This is a genomic window from Agromyces sp. Y575 (genome assembly GCF_059445445.1).
Map to the genome: position 1 here is coordinate 1,209,565 of NZ_JCAIUI010000001.1, position 19,487 is coordinate 1,229,051.

The 19,487-nt window shown below is 67.6% G+C and carries 19 protein-coding genes; 7 read left to right on the plus strand and 12 right to left on the minus strand.

Going from position 1 to position 19,487, the window contains the following annotated elements; translation table 11 throughout:
• Positions 1 to 4: 4 nt before the first annotated feature.
• The 3 genes from AC1C2U_RS05765 to AC1C2U_RS05775 are packed head-to-tail and all read right to left on the minus strand — an operon-like array spanning position 5 to position 3,192.
• The gene (locus tag AC1C2U_RS05765; protein ID WP_495360741.1) at positions 5 to 901 is read right to left on the minus strand and encodes a carbohydrate ABC transporter permease; all 897 of its coding nucleotides are present in this window, start codon (positions 899 to 901) and stop codon (positions 5 to 7) included.
• Positions 898 to 1,848, minus strand: coding sequence for a carbohydrate ABC transporter permease (locus AC1C2U_RS05770; protein ID WP_495360742.1), 951 nt, complete (start codon positions 1,846 to 1,848; stop codon positions 898 to 900). The genes AC1C2U_RS05765 and AC1C2U_RS05770 overlap by 4 nt, the downstream gene beginning before the upstream one ends.
• Before the next feature lie 48 nt (positions 1,849 to 1,896).
• Positions 1,897 to 3,192, minus strand: a complete 1,296-nt coding sequence (locus tag AC1C2U_RS05775; protein ID WP_495360743.1) for an ABC transporter substrate-binding protein — start codon at positions 3,190 to 3,192, stop codon at positions 1,897 to 1,899.
• A gap of 147 nt (positions 3,193 to 3,339) precedes the next feature.
• Between AC1C2U_RS05775 and AC1C2U_RS05780 the strand changes: the two genes are divergently transcribed.
• Entirely contained in the window at positions 3,340 to 4,176 is an 837-nt protein-coding gene (locus AC1C2U_RS05780; RefSeq protein WP_495360744.1) for a FadR/GntR family transcriptional regulator, read from the plus strand.
• A gap of 46 nt (positions 4,177 to 4,222) precedes the next feature.
• Here AC1C2U_RS05780 and AC1C2U_RS05785 read toward each other — a convergent pair whose 3' ends face one another.
• Genes AC1C2U_RS05785 through AC1C2U_RS05810 form a run of 6 tightly spaced genes read right to left on the minus strand, consistent with a single transcriptional unit; the run spans position 4,223 to position 11,100 of the window.
• A complete protein-coding gene (locus AC1C2U_RS05785; RefSeq protein WP_495360745.1) occupies positions 4,223 to 5,788 on the minus strand; it encodes a mannitol dehydrogenase family protein in 1,566 nt (521 codons plus the stop codon).
• On the minus strand, positions 5,781 to 6,716 hold the full coding sequence (locus AC1C2U_RS05790) for an ABC transporter permease (RefSeq protein WP_495360746.1): 936 nt from the start codon (positions 6,714 to 6,716) through the stop codon (positions 5,781 to 5,783). The genes AC1C2U_RS05785 and AC1C2U_RS05790 overlap by 8 nt, the downstream gene beginning before the upstream one ends.
• Positions 6,716 to 7,648: an ABC transporter permease gene (locus tag AC1C2U_RS05795; protein ID WP_495360747.1), complete on the minus strand. Its 933-nt coding sequence runs from the start codon at positions 7,646 to 7,648 to the stop codon at positions 6,716 to 6,718. Before AC1C2U_RS05795 ends, AC1C2U_RS05790 begins: the two co-directional genes overlap by 1 nt.
• Positions 7,645 to 8,784 carry an ABC transporter ATP-binding protein gene (locus AC1C2U_RS05800; protein WP_495360748.1) on the minus strand — a complete coding sequence of 380 codons (1,140 nt, stop codon included), beginning with the start codon at positions 8,782 to 8,784 and terminating at the stop codon, positions 7,645 to 7,647. Before AC1C2U_RS05800 ends, AC1C2U_RS05795 begins: the two co-directional genes overlap by 4 nt.
• Before the next feature lie 3 nt (positions 8,785 to 8,787).
• On the minus strand, positions 8,788 to 10,017 hold the full coding sequence (locus tag AC1C2U_RS05805) for an extracellular solute-binding protein (RefSeq protein ID WP_495360749.1): 1,230 nt from the start codon (positions 10,015 to 10,017) through the stop codon (positions 8,788 to 8,790).
• A 51-nt stretch (positions 10,018 to 10,068) separates the two neighbouring features.
• Entirely contained in the window at positions 10,069 to 11,100 is a 1,032-nt protein-coding gene (locus AC1C2U_RS05810; RefSeq protein ID WP_495360750.1) for a LacI family DNA-binding transcriptional regulator, read from the minus strand.
• A gap of 279 nt (positions 11,101 to 11,379) precedes the next feature.
• Between AC1C2U_RS05810 and uxaC the strand changes: the two genes are divergently transcribed.
• From uxaC to AC1C2U_RS05835, 5 genes are all read left to right on the plus strand, one after another.
• Positions 11,380 to 12,801: a glucuronate isomerase gene (uxaC, locus tag AC1C2U_RS05815; protein WP_495360751.1), complete on the plus strand. Its 1,422-nt coding sequence runs from the start codon at positions 11,380 to 11,382 to the stop codon at positions 12,799 to 12,801.
• 96 nt (positions 12,802 to 12,897) lie between these two features.
• Positions 12,898 to 14,361: an NADP-dependent phosphogluconate dehydrogenase gene (gnd, locus tag AC1C2U_RS05820; RefSeq protein WP_495360752.1), complete on the plus strand. Its 1,464-nt coding sequence runs from the start codon at positions 12,898 to 12,900 to the stop codon at positions 14,359 to 14,361.
• A 48-nt stretch (positions 14,362 to 14,409) separates the two neighbouring features.
• On the plus strand, positions 14,410 to 14,763 hold the full coding sequence (locus AC1C2U_RS05825) for a YidH family protein (RefSeq protein WP_495360753.1): 354 nt from the start codon (positions 14,410 to 14,412) through the stop codon (positions 14,761 to 14,763).
• A 39-nt stretch (positions 14,764 to 14,802) separates the two neighbouring features.
• A complete protein-coding gene (locus tag AC1C2U_RS05830) occupies positions 14,803 to 15,141 on the plus strand; it encodes a DUF202 domain-containing protein (protein WP_495360754.1) in 339 nt (112 codons plus the stop codon).
• The gene (locus AC1C2U_RS05835) at positions 15,138 to 15,503 is read left to right on the plus strand and encodes a hypothetical protein (RefSeq protein WP_495360755.1); all 366 of its coding nucleotides are present in this window, start codon (positions 15,138 to 15,140) and stop codon (positions 15,501 to 15,503) included. The genes AC1C2U_RS05830 and AC1C2U_RS05835 overlap by 4 nt, the downstream gene beginning before the upstream one ends.
• A 39-nt stretch (positions 15,504 to 15,542) precedes the next feature.
• Here AC1C2U_RS05835 and AC1C2U_RS05840 read toward each other — a convergent pair whose 3' ends face one another.
• The gene (locus AC1C2U_RS05840) at positions 15,543 to 16,397 is read right to left on the minus strand and encodes a helix-turn-helix domain-containing protein (RefSeq protein WP_495360756.1); all 855 of its coding nucleotides are present in this window, start codon (positions 16,395 to 16,397) and stop codon (positions 15,543 to 15,545) included.
• A gap of 108 nt (positions 16,398 to 16,505) precedes the next feature.
• On the opposite strand from AC1C2U_RS05840, the gene AC1C2U_RS05845 reads away from it, so the two are divergent.
• Complete coding sequence (locus tag AC1C2U_RS05845) at positions 16,506 to 17,201, plus strand: SDR family NAD(P)-dependent oxidoreductase (protein WP_495360757.1); 696 nt, start codon at positions 16,506 to 16,508, stop codon at positions 17,199 to 17,201.
• 42 nt (positions 17,202 to 17,243) lie between these two features.
• Here AC1C2U_RS05845 and AC1C2U_RS05850 read toward each other — a convergent pair whose 3' ends face one another.
• Both AC1C2U_RS05850 and AC1C2U_RS05855 read right to left on the minus strand, forming a co-directional pair.
• Entirely contained in the window at positions 17,244 to 17,768 is a 525-nt protein-coding gene (locus tag AC1C2U_RS05850) for a hypothetical protein (RefSeq protein WP_495360758.1), read from the minus strand.
• An 11-nt stretch (positions 17,769 to 17,779) separates the two neighbouring features.
• The gene (locus tag AC1C2U_RS05855; RefSeq protein ID WP_495360759.1) at positions 17,780 to 19,480 is read right to left on the minus strand and encodes a long-chain-fatty-acid--CoA ligase; all 1,701 of its coding nucleotides are present in this window, start codon (positions 19,478 to 19,480) and stop codon (positions 17,780 to 17,782) included.
• Positions 19,481 to 19,487: the final 7 nt, after the last annotated feature.

Below are 19,487 nucleotides of genomic sequence, written 5' to 3' on the forward strand. Positions count from 1 at the left end.
GGGATCAGCCCTTCGTCGCGCCGGCGGTGAGCCCCGACACGATGTACTTCTGGGTGAACAGGGCGATGACCATGATCGGCACGGTCACGACGACGGCGGCAGCCATGAGTCCTCCCCAGTCGATGCTCGCGTACGACACGAAGTTGAAGATCGCCACGGGCAGGGTTTTCGTGTTGGCGCCGGAGAGCACGAGCGCGAACATGAAGTTGTTCCACGAGAAGATGATCGACAGGATTCCCGCCGTCGCGATACCGGGGGTCGACAGCGGCAGCGTGATCCTGAGGAACGCGCCGATCGGTGTGAGCCCGTCGACCTGCGCCGACTCTTCGAGGTCCTCCGGAAGCGAGTCGAAGAACGACATCATGATGTACACGATGAGCGGCAGCGCGACGAACATGTGCGAGAGGATCAACACGCTGTAGTCGCCCACCATGCGCAGGTTCGCGAAGATGAAGTACCACGGTACGAGCAGACTGACACCGGGAATGATGCGTGCCAGCAGCACGATGCCCGCCGACTTCTGCATGCTGAACCGGCTCATCGCGTAGGCGGCCGGAACCCCGACCAGCAGGGAGAGCGCCGTCGAGGCGAATGCGATCCAGGCGCTGTTGAAGATGAACTGGAAGTAGTTGTCGCGCCCCAGCACGTTCGCGAAGTTGTCGAGCGTGGGCGTGAACGCGAGCGTCTTGCCGACGTCGTAGATGTCGACGTTCGTCTTGAACGACGACAGCAGCATCCAGGCGAGGGGCAGGATGAAGACGACGACGATGACGATGAGCGAGACGGCGCGGAACCACTTGTAGGCGCGGGAGCGCAGTGGCGTGCGCCGACGGGCCGACGGCGGAGGCGGTGAACTCGCTGGGGCAGCCTGTGTCGTGGTCGATTCGACGGTCGTGGTCATTGCGACGCCTTCTCCTTTCTTCTGAACGTGATGGCCCACATGATCGCGATGATCAGCAGGAAGAAGATCATGAGCACGGCGGATGCGACGCCGTAGTCGTTGTAGTCGAAGCTGAGCCCGTAGGCGTAGACGTTGAGCGTCTCGACCTCGTGGAACGAGCCGCCGCCCTTGCCCTTCGTCGCGTACAGGATGTCGAAGGTCTTGAGCGCATCGATGCTGCGCAGCAGGATGGCGACGATGACCGTCGTCCTGAGCAGCGGCAGCGTGACGTACCAGAAGCGCTGCCACGCGCTGGCGCCATCGATACGGGCCGCCTCGTCGGGCTCGTCGGAGAGGGAGGTGAGGCCTGCGAGCAGGATGAGCACGACCATCGGCGTCCACTGCCAGATGTCGACGAACATGAGGGTCGGCAGGGCCGTCAGCTCACCCGACAGCCACGGCTGCGGTGGGATGCCGAAGAAGCCGAGCAGCTGGTTGGCGAAGCCGATGTTGGGGTCGAAGATGAGCTTCCACATCATGCCGACTGCGACGGGGGTCGCGACGAGAGGCAGCAGGATGGCGACACGCACCCAGCGCTCGCCGCGGAACGGGCGCCAGAGGAGCAGGGCGATGGCCATGCCGAGCACGAGTTCGACGATGAGCACACCGCCCGTGAACAGGAAGGTGCGCCAGACCGCCGGCCAGAAACGGTCGAAGTCGGTGAAGACCTCGGCGTAGTTCTCGAAGCCGATGAACTCGTGCTCGGCACGCACCGATCCTTCGGAGTTGGTGAAGCTCAGATAGATCGTCCAGACGAGCGGGATGGCGACCAGCAGGCCGACGATGATCATCGCCGGGGAGGCGAACAGCCACTTGCGGCGGCGATTCGCCCAGTCAGAGAACGCCTTCTGTGGCGATGGGCGGATGCCGGTCTCTGCCGCTGTACGGGTGCTGGTCGTCGCAATCATCGTTCACCTCCTTGTGAGTGAGAATCCAGGGTTGGATGCTGGGTGCTGCTACTGGTTCTCTTCGTCCAGGAGCGCCTGGAGCGCCTCGTTCGCGGCATCCGCGGCGGCATCCGAGTCTCCACCGGTGATGGCGACGACGATCGGATCGCCGACGATCTCACGCGCCTCGGGGACCTTGATGACGAGCGGTCGGTCATGGCCGACGCCGTTCTTGGTGCTGATGGCGATCGCCTCGGCGAGGTCGGTCGGGTAGGTCGAGATTCCCGCAGGGTCGTCCCACACGGAGGCGCGGGCGCCGGGGACGCCGGCCTGCTGGATCTCGAGCGTCATCTCCTGGCTGGTCGCCCATTCGATGAACTTCCAGGCGTTGTCCTGGTTGGAGGAAGTCTCGTTGACGCCGAGCGCCCACGAGGGCACGTTGTATGCCTTGGAGCCGTCGGGACCGGCCGGGATGGGGGCGAAACCGACGGTATCGGACACCTTCGAGTTCTCGGGGTCGGTCGCGTTCTTGTAGAGGCTGTCAGCCTCGGTATAGAACGCCGCACCGCCTTGCGTGAAGATGGCCATCGCCTCGGACCAGCTCATGTCGGTGCTGACGTTTTCGGGGCCGAAGTCGTGGATCAGCTTGCCGTAGGTCTCGTACGCGGCCTTCGCTTCGGGCGTGTTCACGCTCGCGTTGCCGTCTTCGTCGATGAAGTCACCGCCATAGCTGTACAGGAAGCTCGAGAACTGGGTGACCGCCGCGGACTTGCCGGTGCGGGCCACGAAGCCCGCGATGCCGGGGTTCTCGTTCTTGATCTGCTCCGCCGCGGCGAGGAGGTCGTCCATCGTCTTGGGAACTTCGAGGCCGGCTGCCTCGAGCAGATCCTTGCGGTAGTAGAGCACCTCCTGCTCGGTGATGATCGGCACGCCGACGACCTGGCCGTCATAACTCGTCGAGCTGACGGGGCCCTCCTGATAGTCGGACCAGTCCCAGTCGCTGCTCGCGGTGACGCGGTCGCTCAGGTCGGCCATGTAGCCGTTCTTGGCGAAGAGCTTGCCCTCCTGGAGGGGGCGGTACATCATGACGTCGATCTCGTCGGTGCCCGCGTTGAGCTTGACGTTGTACTGGTCGGAGAGCTGGTCTTCTCCGAACTGGGCGACCTCGACCGTGATGCCCGTTTCCTTCTCGAACTCGGGGATCTTCTCCTTGATGATGTCGGTCCACACGTGGTTGACGAGCGTGACGCGCACCGTGTCGGAGCCCTCCCCGCCATCGCCGCCCGAGCTGCAGGCCGAGAGCCCGCCTCCCAGGAGCAGGGCGGCGGTCGCAAGCCCGGTGATTCGGATGACAGATCGCTTCATTACGACTTCCTCTGTGTCTTGGTGATGATGCACTCCTCGGTGCACGAGATTCCGCACTTCACGATCGCTACGTCATCTCAATGCAGGCAACATAACAAATAACGTCATACTTATTCAACTCACAAGCTGGTCCGGTATGATTTATACGTGACTATCGACGCAAAAGGGACGGCCGTCGAGAACGACCACGGCCCCGCCTCCCCCGTGATGGGCCTCCACGCGCAGGTCCTCGACAGGCTCGGCCTCGCCCTGTGTTCGGGAGAACTTCCCGCAGACGTCGTCGTCCGCATCGACGAACTCGAGCAGCGCTACGACGTGTCCCGCTCGGTCGTGCGTGAAGCGCTCCGTGTGCTCGCCGCGATGGGCATGATCTCCTCGCGGCGTCGCGTCGGAGTCAAGGTGCTGCCCCAGTCCGAATGGAACCTCTACGATCCCCAGTTGATCCGCTGGCGCCTCGCATCCCCAGGCCGCATCGCCCAGCTGCGATCGCTGACGGAGCTGCGCACGGCGGTCGAGCCCGAGGCTGCGCGGCTCGCCGCCATCCGAGCCCCCCTCACGGGAGCGAGCGAGCTCATGGGCCTCGCCGGCAAGCTGTGGGCGGCGGGCCAAGAGGGCGACAGCGAGCGGTTCCTCGAACTCGACATCGAGTTCCACCGCCTGGTGCTCACCAACTCGGGCAACGAGATGTTCGGCAAGCTGCACACCCTCGTCGAGGAGGTGCTCGCAGGACGCACCCACTACGGGCTCATGCCGACGAATCCGCATGTCGAAGCGCTGCAGTTCCATGTCGACGTCGCCAGCGCCATCCAGCGTGGCAACCCCGAAGACGCACAGGCCTCGATGCTGCGGATCATGCAACGCACCTTCCTCGAGATGAGTTCCATCTGGGAGGGAGGGGAGGCGGACGCCGTCTCCGGAACCTCGGGACCCCGCGTGCTGGGGCCGAATGAGACGCCGGGCTCGAATGAGACGGTGGCCGGATGAGACGGTGGCCGAATGAGACGGCCTGACCGGCACCCCGGCCCGAGGCTCAGCCTCTGACCGACGACGCGGCCTCGCCCAGACGCCGAACGGACGCCACCAGGTCGTGCACGACGGCGAGCTGTTCGACGACGGCGTCGCGGAACTCCGTCGAATTGCGCACGGGCTCGGGGAACACCTCGCCGATCGCGAAGAAGCGGTCGACGATCGCACCCGGCTCGTCGGCGAGCGCCGCAGGTGTGCCGACTGCTGCGTGCAATCGGCCGGCCAGCGGATCGTCGAGCGCGGGGGCATCCGGCTCCAGCGACCTCGCGACGTAGGCGATCCACGCAGCCACGACGAGCGCGAGCCCGGTCGGCACCGCACCGGCGGCCAGCCGGTCGGCGGTGGTGCCGAGCACCCGGATGGGCAGTTTGTGCGATCCGTCCATCGCGACCTGGGAGGTGGCGTGCGCGAGCGCCGGATTGGCGAACCGCGTGAGCACGCTGTCGCGATACTCGGCGAGGTCGATGCCCGCCGGCGCCGAGAGCGTGGGCAGGATGTCGTCGTCGAGTACCCGGCGAGCAATGGCGTGAAGGCGCGGATCGGCGATCGCCTCTGCGATCGTGGCGTACCCGCTGAGCGAGCCGAGCCAGGCGAGCAGCGAATGCGTCGCGTTGAGCACTCGGAGCTTCACCTGCTCGTACGGCGTCACGTCATCGGTGAACGTCGCCCCAGCGAGCTCCCAACGCGGGCGGCCGGCGGCGAAGTCGTCTTCGATCACCCACTGCGCGTACGGCTCGGCAACGACGAGCGCCTCGTCGCGGAGCCCCAGGAGCGAGGACGCCGCCAGGCGGTCGGCCTCGGTCGTCGCCGGGGTCAGTCGGTCGACCATCGACGACGGGAATGCGACGGATGCCTCCAGCCAGGCGCGGAAATCGCGACCACCGGCGCCGACCGCCTCGGCGATCGAGAGCACGAGCTCACGTGAGACGGCGCCGTTGTGCGCAAGGTTGTCGCACGAGAGCACGGTGAACGGGCCGCCGCCTGTACGGAAGCGGCGGGCGAGCCCTCGCACGAGGAGCCCGAGCGGGGTGCGTGACGCCGATGCCCCCGGCATGGCTGCGAGTTCGCCGGCGATCAGGTCGACGTCGTTCGCGATGCCGAGATGACGCCGATCGATGCCGCCCGTCTCCGCCCGGTGGTAGCCCCGCTCGGTGAGAGTGAGGGTCGCGAGCTGCGTCGACGCGGCAGCGAGCGTCGCGACGATCCGTTCCGATTCGATGCCCGGCCAGGCGCAGTCGACCACCGAGCCGACGAGCCGCAGCGACACCTCGTGCTCCCCCGAGACGAGCACGCCGTAGAGGCAATCCTGCGGTCGCAGTTGTCCCACCACCCGGTCACTGCGACCGGTGACGCCGAGGATCCCCCAGCAGGTCTCGCCGGTCGCGGCCGCGGCATCCTCGGTCAGCAGAGCCTGATGACTGCGGTGGAACGACCCGATGCCGAAGTGCACGATGCCGACCGTCAGCTCGGCGGGATCCACTCGAGGGCGGGTCACCTCTGCGGGGACCTTCGAGGGCGGCAGCGCCGCGAGCGCCTCGCGAGTCAGACGCGGCGGCGCAGCATCACTCATCGCGGGACTCCTTGACCTGTGCCACGAGTTGGGTCGGGTTGATGAAGCGCAGAGCGATGATCAGGATGAGGAGCATCAGGCCGGTGTAGACCACGCCCATCGAGGAGATCAGCTGTCGTGCCTCTCCGCCGCCGGCGCTCGTCATGGCCCGGTAGATCGCGACCACGAGCGTGTCGGACGTCGGACCCGACACGAGGAACGTGAGCTCGAACATCCCGACGGTTCGGACGAGCACGAGTATGCCCGCCGCAAGGATCCCGGGGATCAGGAGCGGCGCGAGGATTTTGGTGAAGACCTGCATCATGTTCGCCCCGCACATGCGAGCGGCATTCTCGATCGACGGGTTGATCTGCTCGATGAACGGCGTCATCGTGATGATCACGAACGGGATCGACGGCACGAGGTTCACGAGGATCACGGCGAGGATCGTCCGGCCGAGGCCGAAGTTGTACATGACGGTCGCGAGCGGGATGCCGAAGGTGATCGGCGGAATCAGGATCGGGAGCAGGAACAGCAGCAGCACGAGCCGCTTGCCCGGGAAGTTGCTGCGCGCCAGCACGTACGAGGCCGGCACGCCGACGAGGATCGACACCACGATCACCGCGAACGCGACGAGGAGCGTCACACCGATGATCTGGCCGAGGTCGAAGCGAGTCCAGGCCTCCGCGTACCAGTTGAGCGTGAAGGTCTCGGGCAGCCACGTGTTGAACCAGGGCTTGCCGAGTGAGTCCACGAGCACACTCAGCACGATGCCGAAGAGGAACACGAAGAACACCGCGATGCCGGCCCAGACGAACCATGTGCCTGGGGAGGCGGCGAGCGAGCGCTCGCCGGGAGGCATCTTGCCGCGCTGGGTTCCGGAGATGTCGACCGATTCGGTCGGGGGCCCCGCATTCGCGGGAGGCGTGGTGAGTGTGGAGACGGACATCAGCCCTTCCCTCCTGTCGAACCCTTGTAGAGGAAGGAACGGCCGAGGAACACGATCGCGATGACGATCAGTTCGACGACGCCCATCATGATGGCGATGGTGGAAGCCATGCTGTAGTCGAGCTGCTCGGCGAACGAGCGGTAGGCCATCAGCGCGAGCACGCGCGTTTCGCCTGCCGCGTCACCCACGAGTCTCGCCGAGGGGAACACGCTGAATGCGAGCACGAAGGTGAGGATGAAGGTCGTCGCGAGGCCCGGTGCGAGCAGCGGAAGCGTGATGCGCCGGAAGCGTTGCTGCCAGTTCGCACCGAGCGTCTTCGCGGCAGCTTCGAGCGACGGGTCGATGCCCGAGAGGTACGAGGAGATCAACAGGTACGCGAACGGAAATCCCGAGATCACAAGTGAGAAGAAGACGCCGAGGTAGTTGTTCACGAGTTGCAACGGCTCCGAGATGACCCCGATGTCGAGCAGGAATCGGTTCAGCCAGCCCTGCCGCCCCGCGAAGATCAGCAGCCCCTGCGCCGTGAGCACCGTTCCCAGTGCGATCGGCAGCACGAGGAGCGTCTGCATCGTGCGCTTTCCCCTGAACTTGCCGCGCAGCTTGTAGGCGATCGGAATCGAGACGATCACGTTGAACAGCGCCGCCGGCAACGCCAGCCGCATCGTGAGCCATACGGAGTCGAAGATGAACGAGTCCTGGAAGAACGCGATGTAGTTGGCGAACGGCCCGCCGCCCCAGCTCTGCTGAGTGGTCGCGAGCGGCTGAAGGGTCAGCCCGATGCCGTACGCGAAGGGATAGACGAACAGGGCGAGCGCGAAGACCACCGCCGGAGCCAGCAGCCAGAGTTTCGGGTCGATGCCGCGCTCGGCGAGCCGGTGCCTGCGGCTCGCCGAGCTCTTCGCCCGCGAAGCCGCATCCGTCGACGAGGTCACCCCCGCACCTCCGCGAGCGGAGCCCGCTCGACGGGGGCGGGCTCGAGTGCGGTGTCGAGTTCGCTGCGATACACGAGCGCGCGGTCGGGGTCGACCGAGAGTGTCACCGTGGCACCGGGAGCAGGTGCGAAATCAGCGTGCACGTGCAGGTTCACGCCCTCGCGTGTGGTGACACCGACCGCGAACTCCCTGCCCTGGTACTCCACGACGTTGACTGTTGCCTCGATGGCATTCGTCGGCGGCGTGGCCGCGGTGTGCACGGTCAGGTCGGAGGGCCGGATGGCGAGCCGGATGCGCTCACCGACCGCGGCATGCTGCACGAGGCTGCCGACGAGCGAGAGCCCGTCGCCCGAGACGCGGGCGTGGCGTCCGTCCACGGTCTCGACGGTGAGGTCGAGAAGGTTGCGATAGCCCATGAAGTCGGCGACGTGCCAGTTCGCGGGATGGTCGTGCAGTTCCTCGGGAGTGCCGATCTGCTGCACGCGACCCTCCCGCAGCACCACGAGGCGATCCGCGAGCGAGAGCGCCTCCTCCTGATCGTGCGTGACGTAGACGGTGGTGAGGCCGAGCGACTGGTGCAGCCGCCGGATCTCGGTGCGCATCTCGAGGCGGAGCTTCGCGTCGAGGTTCGAGAGCGGTTCGTCCATGAGCACGAGTCGCGGCTCGAGCACGATGGCTCGGGCGATCGCGACGCGCTGCTGCTGTCCGCCCGAGAGCTGGCCGGGCAGCTTCTTCGCGTGCTCCTCGAGCTTGACGAGCGCGAGGCCCTCCGCCACCCGGCGGATGACCTCCGCGCGCGGCAGCTTGCGCATCTGCAGGCCGAACGCGATGTTCTTCGCGACGGAGAGATGAGGGAACAGTGCGTAGTTCTGGAACACCATGCCGAAGTCGCGTTTCTCGCTCGGCAGCACGTCGATGCGCTTACCGTCGATGCGGATCTCGCCATGGGTGAGCGGAAGCAGCCCGGCGAGGCAGTTCAGCGCCGTCGACTTGCCGCAGCCCGACGGTCCGAGCAGGGCGATGAACTCCCCCGCTCGGATCGTCAGGTTGAGGTCGACCAATGCCTCTCGACCGCCGAAGCTCCGCCCGACATCGTTCAGCTCAAGGGACTCGAATGCATTGGCCGTGAGTGGCATGATCTACTGCGCCTCGTACTTCCCGGCACCGATCTCGCGGTCCCAGATGTCGAACGCCTTCACCAGTTGCTCGGCAGGCAACGGGGTCGCCTTCGGCATCTCTTCGATGAGGTCGTCGTACCAGTCACGACCGAACTCGGCGATCAGGTCCTGGCTGGCCTGCGGCGCCTTGTCGAGCGTCGCGCCCTCGACCGCCGGGCCGGGGTAGAAGTACCCGCTGTCATACGCCATCGCGTTGACCTCGGGAGTCAGGATGTAGTCGAGCAGCAGCAGGATCGCCGACAACTTGTCGGCTGACTGCCCCTTCGGGACCAGCGCGTAGTGCGCGTCGGTCACCCAGGTGAAGTCGTCGAACGGCGCGGCTTCGATCGTCGCAGGCTCCTTGGCCGTCGCGCGAGGCTCGATGTCCCAGCCCGTGGTGGTGGGGATCAGCGCCCAGCTTCCATCGGCCATGTTGGTGATGACCTGGCCGGTGCCCGTCGGGTAGTTGTCGATCGTGGCGCCGAGTTCCTTGAGGTAGGCCCAGGTCTTGTCCCAGCCGTTCTCGGGATCGCTGGGATCGTCGTCGCCGAGGATGTAGGGCAGTCCCTGCAGGAACGTGCGGCCGGGGCCCGAGTTCGCGGGCCGTGCATACCCGAACTCGCCCGGGTTCGCCTGCGCCCACTCGAGCAGTTCCTCGGGTGTCGACGGCACGTCGGTGACGACGGCCGGGTCGTACTGCAGCAGCGGCCCGGATGGGTAGTACGTCGTGACGACCCCGTAGTCCTCTGAGAGTTCCTGCATGGCCGCAGCCGGTTCGAGGTAGTTCTCCTGGTTCGACACGCGATCGCCGTAATCGGTGACCAGCGGGATCCAGAGATCTTGGGCGATGCCCGCCGACAGACCGTCGGTGCCGCTCATCACGAGATCGACCGAGAGGTTGCCGCTGTCGACCTGCGGCTTGATGGTGCCGACGACGTCGGGTGCGCCGGCGCTCTCCCAGGTGACGGCGGAGACGACGTCGGGGTGCTCCTTGATGAACTCGTCGACCATCGGGCCGGTGAGCTTCTGGTTGCCCGCGACGTCGAGGATGTTCAGGGTGACCGGCGCCGAGGGCTTGTCGGGCACCTCGTTCGGGTCGCTCGCCGCGCTCGCGTCGCCGCCGCCTGTGTTCGGGGCGGTGCAGCCGGTCAGCGCGAGGGCCGTGACAGCGGCGAGTGCAGCCGCGATCTGGGTGGTACGTCGGATGCGCATTGGTGGTCCTTCCTCTTCTCTGGGTTCCAGACACCGCTGTCTGGAAGAAGCTCAGACGCTGAGTGCGCCCGAATGCGGGGTGGGCTCCGCGGTCGCGACGGGCGCGACGCCGGTCGACTGCCGCACGATGAGCTGCACGGGTACGTCGGGGAGTTGCTTCGCCTCTGTCGAACGGCCGAGCACCGTGTCGAGCAGCGTGTCGACACACGAGCGACCCATCTGCACCCGCGGGTTCTCGACGGTCGTGAGGTTCGGCCAGATCATGGTGGACACCGGGATGTTGTCGAACCCGGTGACGCTGAAGTCATCGGGAACGCGGGCACCGCGCTGGCGCAGCCGATCGAGGAGGCCGAGCGCCATGAGGTCGTTGTATGCGACCACGGCGGTCGCACCGGAGGCGATCGCAAGGTCGGCCGCCTGAACGCCACCGGCGAACGACGGCGGGAAGGTGCCGAGCTCGACGAGCGTCAGCCCGGCATCCGCCTCGCCGAACGCGGTGAACGCCGCGGCGCGTTGCGCGTTCGACCAGGAACTCGGCGGGCCGGCCGCATAGGCGATCGACCGGTGCCCGAGCGCCACCAGGTGCGCCATGATGGCGCGAATACCGCTCGCGTTGTCGAAATTGATCGAGGGCACGCCGGGCACCGACCGATTCAGGAGCACGAGCGGCGTCTCGGCGGCGAGTGAGAGCACCGTCTCTTCGCTGCCTCGCGCCGAAGCGAGGATGACGCCGTCGACCTGTTTCGCGAGGCTGCGCACCACCTCCGCCTCGAGCACGGGGTCTTCATCGCTGTCGGCGATGAAGACGGCGTAGCCGGCGGCTCGGGCGCGATCCTGCACGCCCTTGCTGATCGAGCCGAAGAACGGGTTCTCGAGGTCGGGTACGACGAGACCGAGGCATCCGGTGCGCCCGGTGATGAGCCCGCTCGCCGCGCGATTCGGACGGTATCCGAGATCGCGGGCCGTCTGCTGCACCTGCGTGCGGGTGGGTTCGGCCACCAGCTCGGGCGAGGCCAGGGCACGTGAGACGGTCGAGATCGACACGCCGGCGGCCTTCGCCACGTCTCTGATCGTCACAGCCATGTCACACCGCCCTGTGCTTCGACCGGCGCACGCCGCCGGCAGTCGATATATTCTGCAAACCTTTTCAGAGTTCTGTCAAGCAGTTCGCGCAGAATGCCCGACATCGAGTCGATGGCCGCACCCGGCATCACGACGAGCCGCAGAAATACGCCTATAGTGTGGGATCAGATGCCGTACGCAGCGGCAGGCCGGGACGTTCGACGCTTGAAACAACACTGCGCTTGTTTCACTGCATGATCGAGCCGATACAAGAGCCGATACTTCGACAGGGGGCGGACATTGCCTGCACCATGGACACTTCACCCCGACCGCGCGCTGCCCGTCGATCCGGGCCAGCGATCGATCGCGCGCGAGATCTATCGAGAGATCGCCTCGCTCCCGATCGTGTCCATGCATGGTCACGTCGACGCCGCGGCACTCAGTCGCAATGAGCGCTTCGGTGATCCCGCCGAGCTGCTCATCATTCCCGACCATTACCTGGTGCGCATGCTCGTGTCGCAGGGACTCCCCCACCGTGACCTCGGCATCCGCCCGCTCGACGGGTCGGCGATGGAGACCGACCACCGCCGCATCTGGCGTCGGTTCGCCGAGAACTGGAAGCACTTCCGCGGCACGCCGACTCGCTATTGGCTCGAGCACGTCCTCGTCGAGGTGTTCGGCGTCGCGCAGCCACCAAGCACTGAGAGCGCCGACGCCCTCTACGACGAGCTCGCCGAGAAGCTCGCCCGCCCCGAGTTCCGCATCCGCGAGCTCTTCGATCGGTTCGGCATCGAGATACTGAGCACGACCGACTCGCCCGACTCGGATCTCGCCGACCATGCCGCGCTCGCGGCGGAGGGCTGGGGGGAGCGCGTCGTACCGACCTTCCGTCCCGACTGCCTGTTCCTCCCCGACCGCGCAGGGTGGCGCAGCGACCTCGAGTCGCTCGAGGCGAGCGCCGACCTCGAGATCGTCGACTACCCGGGCTTCCTCGAGGCGCTGCGAATCCGGCGCCGGGCGTTCGTGGCGGCGGGCGCCCGGGCGAGCGACCACGGCCACCGCACCGCCGACACGACTCCGCTCGAACCGCACGAGGCCCGCCGACTGTTCGCAGCGGCGCTCCGCGGCGGACTCGACCGGGCCCAGTCCGAGGCGTTCGCTGCGAACATGCTCTTCGAGAGCGCTCGGATGTCGCTCGACGACGGGCTGGTCATGCAGCTGCATCCGGGGGTGTCCCGCGATCACTCCGACACGATCCTCGGCACATACGGCGTCGACCAGGGTTTCGACATCCCCGAAGCGGTCGAGTTCACGCGTTCCCTTCGGCCTCTGCTGAACGCGTTCGGGCACGACCCCCGGTTCCGCCTGATCCTGTTCACGATCGACGAGACCGTCTACTCACGAGAACTCGCCCCGATCGCAGGGGCCTACCCGGCGGTCAAACTCGGCGCACCGTGGTGGTTCCTCGATTCCCCGGCCGGCATGACGCGCTTCCGGGAACTCGTGACCGAGACGGCGGGCTTCTCCAACACCAGCGGGTTCGTCGATGACACCCGGGCGTTCGCATCGATCCCCGCCCGCCACGACCTCGCGCGTCGAATCGACGCCGGATACCTCTCGAAGCTCGTCGCAGAGCATCGCCTGCCGCACGACGAGGCGATCGAGACCGCGATCGAACTGAGCTACACGCTGCCGCTCGCGGCATACGCTCGGCGCGACTGATCCCACCCACGGCCCTCACCGAAACAGCGCGCAACGGTGAGGGCCGCTCAGACTACGCTGGATTACGGAACCCATCCCGTGTCGAGGAGATCATTCGTGCCTGTCACCCCTTCAGCAAACATCGGCGTCGTCGGCCTCGCGGTCATGGGGTCGAACCTCGCCCGCAACCTCGCGAGCCGCGAGGGCAACACGGTCGCCGTGTTCAATCGTTCCCCCGAGCGCACGCACACGCTGACGAGCGAGCACCCTGAGGCCGGGCTCGTCGCGTCCGAGAGCTACGACGACTTCGTCGCCTCGCTCGTCAAGCCCCGCACCGCGATCATCATGGTGCAGGCCGGCAAGGGCACCGACGCCGTGATCTCCGAACTCGTCTCCCGCTTCGAGCCGGGCGACATCATCGTCGACGGCGGCAACGCGAACTTCCACGACACGATCCGCCGCGAGGCCGAGATCAGCCCGACGGGCATCCACTTCGTCGGCACCGGCATCTCGGGCGGCGAAGAGGGCGCGCTCAACGGCCCGTCGATCATGCCCGGCGGCAGCGTCGAGTCGTACAAGACCCTCGGCCCGATCCTCCGATCGATCGCCGCCATCGCGCCCGACGGCGAGCCGTGCGTCACGCACGTCGGCACCGACGGCGCCGGCCACTTCGTCAAGATGGTGCACAACGGCATCGAGTACGCCGACATGCAGCTCATCGCCGAGGCGTACGACCTCATCCACCAGGGCACCGGCAAGTCCCCCGCCGAGATCGCCGACATCTTCGCCGAGTGGAACACCGGCGAACTCGAGAGTTACCTCATCGAGATCACGGCCGAGGTGCTTCGCCAGACGGATGCTGCGACGGGCGAGCCGCTCGTCGACGTCATCCTCGACGAGGCCGGCGCGAAGGGCACCGGCGCGTGGACCGTGCAGAACGCCCTCGACCTCGGCGTGCCGACCTCGGGCATCGCCGAGGCGGTCTTCGCGCGCAGCCTCTCCTCGAAGCGCGCCCAGCGCGAAGCATCCGTCGATCTGCCCGGCCCTTCGACCGAGTGGAAGGTCGACGGCGCCGACGCCGACGCGTTCATCGAAGACGTGCGCCGCGCCCTCTACGCGTCGAAGATCATCGCCTACTCGCAGGGCTTCGACGAGATCGTCGCCGGCGCCGAGCAGTACGGCTGGGACATCAAGAAGGGTGACATCGCGAAGATCTGGCGTGCAGGCTGCATCATCCGCGCCCGGTTCCTGAACCGCATCGCCGAAGCGTACGCCGACGACCCGTCGCTCGTGGCGCTCGTCGTTGCACCCTACTTCCGCGACGCCGTCGCCGGCACGCAGGAGTCGTGGCGCCGAGTCGTCGCGATCGCGGCACAGGCCGGCATCCCGACGCCCGCCTTCTCCTCCTCGCTCGCCTACTACGACGGGCTCCGCGCTCCACGGCTCCCCGCCGCGCTCATCCAGGGCCAGCGCGACTTCTTCGGCGCACACACCTACAAGCGGGTCGACAAGCCCGGCGTGTTCCACACGCTCTGGTCGGGCGACCGCTCGGAGATCGAGACGACTCCCTCGTCGCACTGACCCAGGCAACGACCGAGCTGGAGTACACCGAGACGGAAAGGCACCCGCGTGGGCGAGCCGAAGTGGCGTGAAGAGGGCGAAGAGCCCGACTACCGGTTCACGCTCGCCAACGAGCGCACCTTCCTCGCCTGGATTCGCACAGCACTCGCGCTCCTCGCGGGCGGCGTGCTGCTGCACCAGTTCGCGACCGAGCTCGACCCACGGCTCGTCGTCACGGTGCTCTCCGTCGGCTTGGGGCTGGTGGCCGCCGTGCTCAGCTTCATGTCGTACACGAGATGGCGAGCGAACGAGATCGCGATCCGGCGCGGGCGCCCCCTGCCGTTCAGCTGGGTGCTGCCAGGGCTCGCCGCAGTCTGCCTCCTCACGAGCGCCGTGCTCGTGGTGCTCCTCCTCGTGGCGTGAGCGTCGGCGAAGTGAGCGTCGGCGAAGTGAGCGACTGAGGTGGCCTCGTACAGCGTGCCCGCGACCGGCGATCCTGGCCTGCAGCCCGAACGCACGGCGTTGTCGTGGAGCCGTACCGCCTTCGCGCTGGCCGTCAACGCCCTGCTGTCGATGCGGTCGGGCCTCGTCGCCGGTGAGCCGTGGCTCGTCGCGGTCGGGGCGCTGCTGTTCGCGGCATCCGGAACCGCGGTCGCAATCGGTACCGTGCGTCGTCGGCAGCTTGCCGGCGACCACCTCGTGATCACTCCCCCGCGCGGCGCTCTCGCCGGTGTCGCCGTCGCAACGCTCCTCGCAAGCGTCGGCGGCATTGCTTCGATCCTCGCCGGCGGTGCCCCGTGAGCGACGTGCATCCCGAGCTGCAGGGCGCCGACGATGACGGCGACGGCCCCGTCTTCGGCGAACGTCGGCGCCGAATCATCCGTGTCACCGTGCTCGTCGCCCTCGTCGCGATGCTGCTGCCTGTCGTGCTCTCGGTCTACGGCACGGCGCATTCGGCGGCCCAGCGCGCGTGCGCGGTGTACGTGTCCGTTTACGACACGGACGCCGCGAGCGCACGAGTCTCACTCGAGCTGTTCAGCTCGACCGGGCCTGGCTGGCAGTGCTTCGCCGTGTCCGCGACCGGCAACCAGACGCTCGTCGCCGAGCTCGGATTGCTGCCAGGGGCACCGCGACCGATCGATGCGGACGAGCGCGACGCCTGATCGTGCCGCGTCGGCCATGTGGCGGCGCACGCCGCGTCATCATCGGGCCGCCTCTGGCTGCTGCACCTGCCCGATGACGCGAAGCAGGTCGAGGCCCGCTGCCGCCTGGCTCCCGACCTCGGCCGAGTAGGCGACGATCCGCAGGTCTGCGCCCTGCACCGTGAGCACGTCGCAGTCGAGGGTCAGCGGCCCGACCTCCGGGTGCTCGATCGTCTTGTGATGGGCGGTGTGAGCCGCCACCTCGGCATGATCCCAGAGGTCGGCGAACCGTGGGGATCGCACCTGGAGGTCGCGCACGAGATCGGCGAGTTCCCGGTCGTGCGGGTAGCGGGCGCTCGCCTGTCTGAGGTCGGCGGCGACGTCGGCCTCGAGCGCCGACCGCTCCGCGGGGCTGTGCCGCACCCGTCCGACGGCACCGAGGAAGAGCTGCCACGGCAGGTTGCGTTCACGTGCTGTGCCCCCGAGCGTCGAGCCCATGAGCGCGTTCCAGAGCGGGCTCGCGGTGACGAGCGTCCACCGAGCGTCGTAGACGGCGACGGGCAGGTCGCGCATGCGCTCCACGAGCCGTTGCACGCCGGGCGTGAGATGCGAGTCGACGACCCCGGCCGACGGTGCGAGGAGCCCGGCGAGCAGGAACACGTGATCCCGCTCGGCGACGGTCAGCCGAAGGGTGCGCGCCAGAGCGGAGAGCACCTGAGGCGACGGATGCAGCGAACGGCCCTGTTCGAGACGGGTGAGGTAGTCCACCGAGACTCCCGCCGCGAGGGCGACCTCCTCCCGTCGGAGTCCGGCCGAGCGGCGGCTCGGACCGACGACGATGCCGACCTCGCGCGGGTCGGCGCGATCGCGCCACGCGCGCAACATCCTGCCGAGTTCGCGCTGCTCGTCATCCATGCTTCGAGTATCTCCCCGAACACGACCAGACGGGCACCCGAGGGTGGTACCGCCGGTCCCAGGATCACGGGGCTACTGGGCACACCCGCGATATCCGACGATGGAGCCATGACCATCACGCTCATCACCGGAGGCAACAAAGGCCTCGGATTCGAAACCGCCCGCACACTCATCGAGTCCGGTCACACCGTGTACCTCGGCTCCCGCGATCCTGCGCGCGGCGAACCGGCGGCCACCGTGCTCGGCGCCCACCACCTCACGCTCGATGTCACCGCCGACGCCTCCGTCACTGCGGCGGCCGATGCCATCGCCGAACGCGAGGGGCATCTCGATGTGCTCGTCAACAACGCCGGCATCGCGGGCTCGTTCGCCGCGCCGCGGGACGTCCTGGCGCACGAAGTGCAGCACATCTACGAGACGAACGTATTCGGCATCGTTCGCATGATGCATGCGTTCATTCCGCTGCTCGAACGGTCGGCCACCCCCGTCGTCGTCAACGTCGGCAGCGGAATGGGATCGCTCGCGGTCACGACCGACCCCGAGCGGCTCGAGTCCGCGTTCATCGGCATCGGCTATCCATCCTCGAAGACCGCGGTCAACATGCTCACCTCGCAATATGCGAAGGCCTTCCCGCGGTTCCGCATCAACGTCGTCGACCCCGGCTACACCGCGACCGATCTGAACGGCAATCAGGGCACGCAGTCCGTCGCGGAGGGCGCGGCGATCATCGTGCGCATGGCTCGGATCGGTGAGGACGGCCCGACCGGCTCATACTTCGCCGCTGCCGGGCCGGTCGACTGGTGAACCGCATCGCCGAACGGTGAACCGGATCGCACCGACGTCGCCTCAGCGTTCGTCGGATTCGCGGGACTCGTCGGGGAACACCCGCTTGTACTTGCGTCCGTCGGGCAGTTCGACGGTCTCGGCGCGCAGCAGCCCGCGCGTGACCCGCTGGTAGATCGCCTGCGGCGTCACGCCGAGCTGCGCGGCCGCCTCGGCGACCGAGCGTCCGGGCAGCTCGGTCGGCACACTCGAGGGCCGCTCGCGCTTCCGCTTGCGGCTCGCCTCGTGCCGCGCGGAGATCTCGTCGTCGTCACCCGCCCAGCGGTACTTCGCGGCCGAGGGGCTGAGCCCCGCGGCATCCGCGATCTCGTCCCACGACCGGCCGGCCTCGAGCGCCTCGCGCACCGAGGCGAGCGACGCCGGGTCGGCCTCGAGAACGGCACTGAGCGAGCGGATGCCTCGGAGCCGCTCGAGCGGCGAGGCATCCGTCTCGTCATCGGAACCGGAGTCCGTACCGGGGACTGCGAGCGCATCGAGCGCCATGAGCTCGGCGAGCGCACGGGCCGTCTCGGCGGAAAGGAAGGACACCTCGACCCCGTTCAGCCGTTCAGGAGGCCGTTGCGCACCTCGCGGCGCAACACCTTGCCGATGAGCGACTTCGGCAGTTCATCGGCGGCGAGCACGCGCTTCGGCACCTTGTAGGCGGTGAGACCGTCGCGGGCGAAGTTGCGAAGCTCCTGCTCGTCGAGCGTCGCACCGTCGCGCAGCACGACGACCGCGACGACCTGCTCGCCGGAGTGTTCGTCGGGCAGGCCGACGACTGCGACATCCTCGACGTCGGGGTGGGCGCGCAGCGCCTCTTCGACCTCGCTCGGGGCGACGTTGAAGCCGCCCGTGATGATCAGTTCTTTGATGCGATCGACGATACGCACGAATCCCTCGGCGTCGATCGAGACGATGTCGCCCGTGCGGAACCAGTCGGCACCGCCGTCGGTCGCGGGCACGAACACCGCCTCGGTCTCCTCGGGCTTCTGCCAGTAGCCCGAGAACACCTGCGGACCACGCACGATGAGTTCGCCCTCGGCGCCCGCAGCGACATCCGTGCCCGGGGAGTCGGGGTCGACGACGCGCGCCTCGGTCGAGGGAAGCGGGAGCCCGACCGTGCCGACCTTGCGGTTCGGCGCGACGGGATTGGCCATGAGCACGGGCGAACACTCCGAGAGGCCGTAGCCCTCGACGAGGTAGCCGCCCGTCTCCGCCTCCCACGGCTCGACGACGGCCGCCGAGAGCGGCATGGCGCCCGAGATCGCGATGCGGATGCCGGCGAGCGAGACACCCTGGGCGACGGCCGCCTTCGTGAGCCGCTCGTAGATGGGCGGCACGGCCGGCAGGAACGTCGGCGGATGCCGCTTCACGACCTTCAGCACGAGGTCGGGTTCGAACTTCGGGAAGAGCACGAGGCGGGCACCCATGCTCATCGCGAAGGTGAGGCAGAGCGTGAGTCCGTAGGCGTGGAACATCGGCAGCACCGCGTAGACGACCGCGGTACCCCGCTCGATCTCGGGCACCCAGGCGCGCGCCTGCGCGGCGTTCGCGCCGAGGTTCGCGTGCGTGAGCGCCGCGCCCCTGGGGCTGCCCGTCGTGCCGCTCGTGTACTGGATCACGGCGACGTCGGAGACGCCGGGCCCGATGATGTGCGCATCGATCGGGTCGGCGCCGACGATCTTCTCCCACGGCGTCGTGCCGCGCACGCTCGTAGTCAGCGCCGCGCGCGACTCGCGCGCCTTCGCGATCGGCAGGCGCAGCATCGCACGCATCGAGAACGGCATCGCGCGAGTCACGTCGACCGAGATGATCGCCTGCACCGCGACATCCGCCGGGAACGCCTGAATCGTCTCGACGACGCTGTTCCAGGCGATGACGACTCGCGCACCGTGGTCTTCGAACTGGTGCCGTAGCTCACGCGGGGTGTAGAGCGGGTTGTGCTCGACGACGATCGCACCGAGGCGCAGTACCGCGTAGAACGCGACGATGTGCTGCGGGCAGTTCGGCAGCACGAGCGCGACCGGGTCGCCCTTCTGCACCCCGAGAAGCCGCAGGCCTTCGGCGGCGCGCTCGATCTGCTCACCGAGCTCGGCATACGTCGTGGTGCGCCCGAAGAACTCGAGGGCGACATGGTCGCCGTAGGTGTCGACGGATGAACGGATCAGGTCGCAGAGCGAGCCGGTCTCGGCCGGGAGCTCAGCCGGGACACCCTCGGCGTAGCTCGCGAGCCACGGACGAGGCGTCGTGATCGACATGAGCCGG

Coding starts and splice junctions, on each gene's coding strand:
- AC1C2U_RS05790 (WP_495360746.1), bottom strand. CDS start 6,716: ATGTCCGTCTCCACACTCACCACGCCTCCCGCGAATGCGGGGCCCCCG.
- AC1C2U_RS05840 (WP_495360756.1), bottom strand. CDS start 16,397: ATGGATGACGAGCAGCGCGAACTCGGCAGGATGTTGCGCGCGTGGCGC.
- AC1C2U_RS05775 (WP_495360743.1), bottom strand. CDS start 3,192: ATGAAGCGATCTGTCATCCGAATCACCGGGCTTGCGACCGCCGCCCTG.
- AC1C2U_RS05855 (WP_495360759.1), bottom strand. CDS start 19,480: ATGTCGATCACGACGCCTCGTCCGTGGCTCGCGAGCTACGCCGAGGGT.
- AC1C2U_RS05845 (WP_495360757.1), top strand. CDS start 16,506: ATGACCATCACGCTCATCACCGGAGGCAACAAAGGCCTCGGATTCGAA.
- AC1C2U_RS05810 (WP_495360750.1), bottom strand. CDS start 11,100: ATGGCTGTGACGATCAGAGACGTGGCGAAGGCCGCCGGCGTGTCGATC.
- AC1C2U_RS05765 (WP_495360741.1), bottom strand. CDS start 901: ATGACCACGACCGTCGAATCGACCACGACACAGGCTGCCCCAGCGAGT.
- AC1C2U_RS05785 (WP_495360745.1), bottom strand. CDS start 5,788: ATGAGTGATGCTGCGCCGCCGCGTCTGACTCGCGAGGCGCTCGCGGCG.
- AC1C2U_RS05805 (WP_495360749.1), bottom strand. CDS start 10,017: ATGCGCATCCGACGTACCACCCAGATCGCGGCTGCACTCGCCGCTGTC.
- AC1C2U_RS05800 (WP_495360748.1), bottom strand. CDS start 8,784: ATGCCACTCACGGCCAATGCATTCGAGTCCCTTGAGCTGAACGATGTC.
- AC1C2U_RS05770 (WP_495360742.1), bottom strand. CDS start 1,848: ATGATTGCGACGACCAGCACCCGTACAGCGGCAGAGACCGGCATCCGC.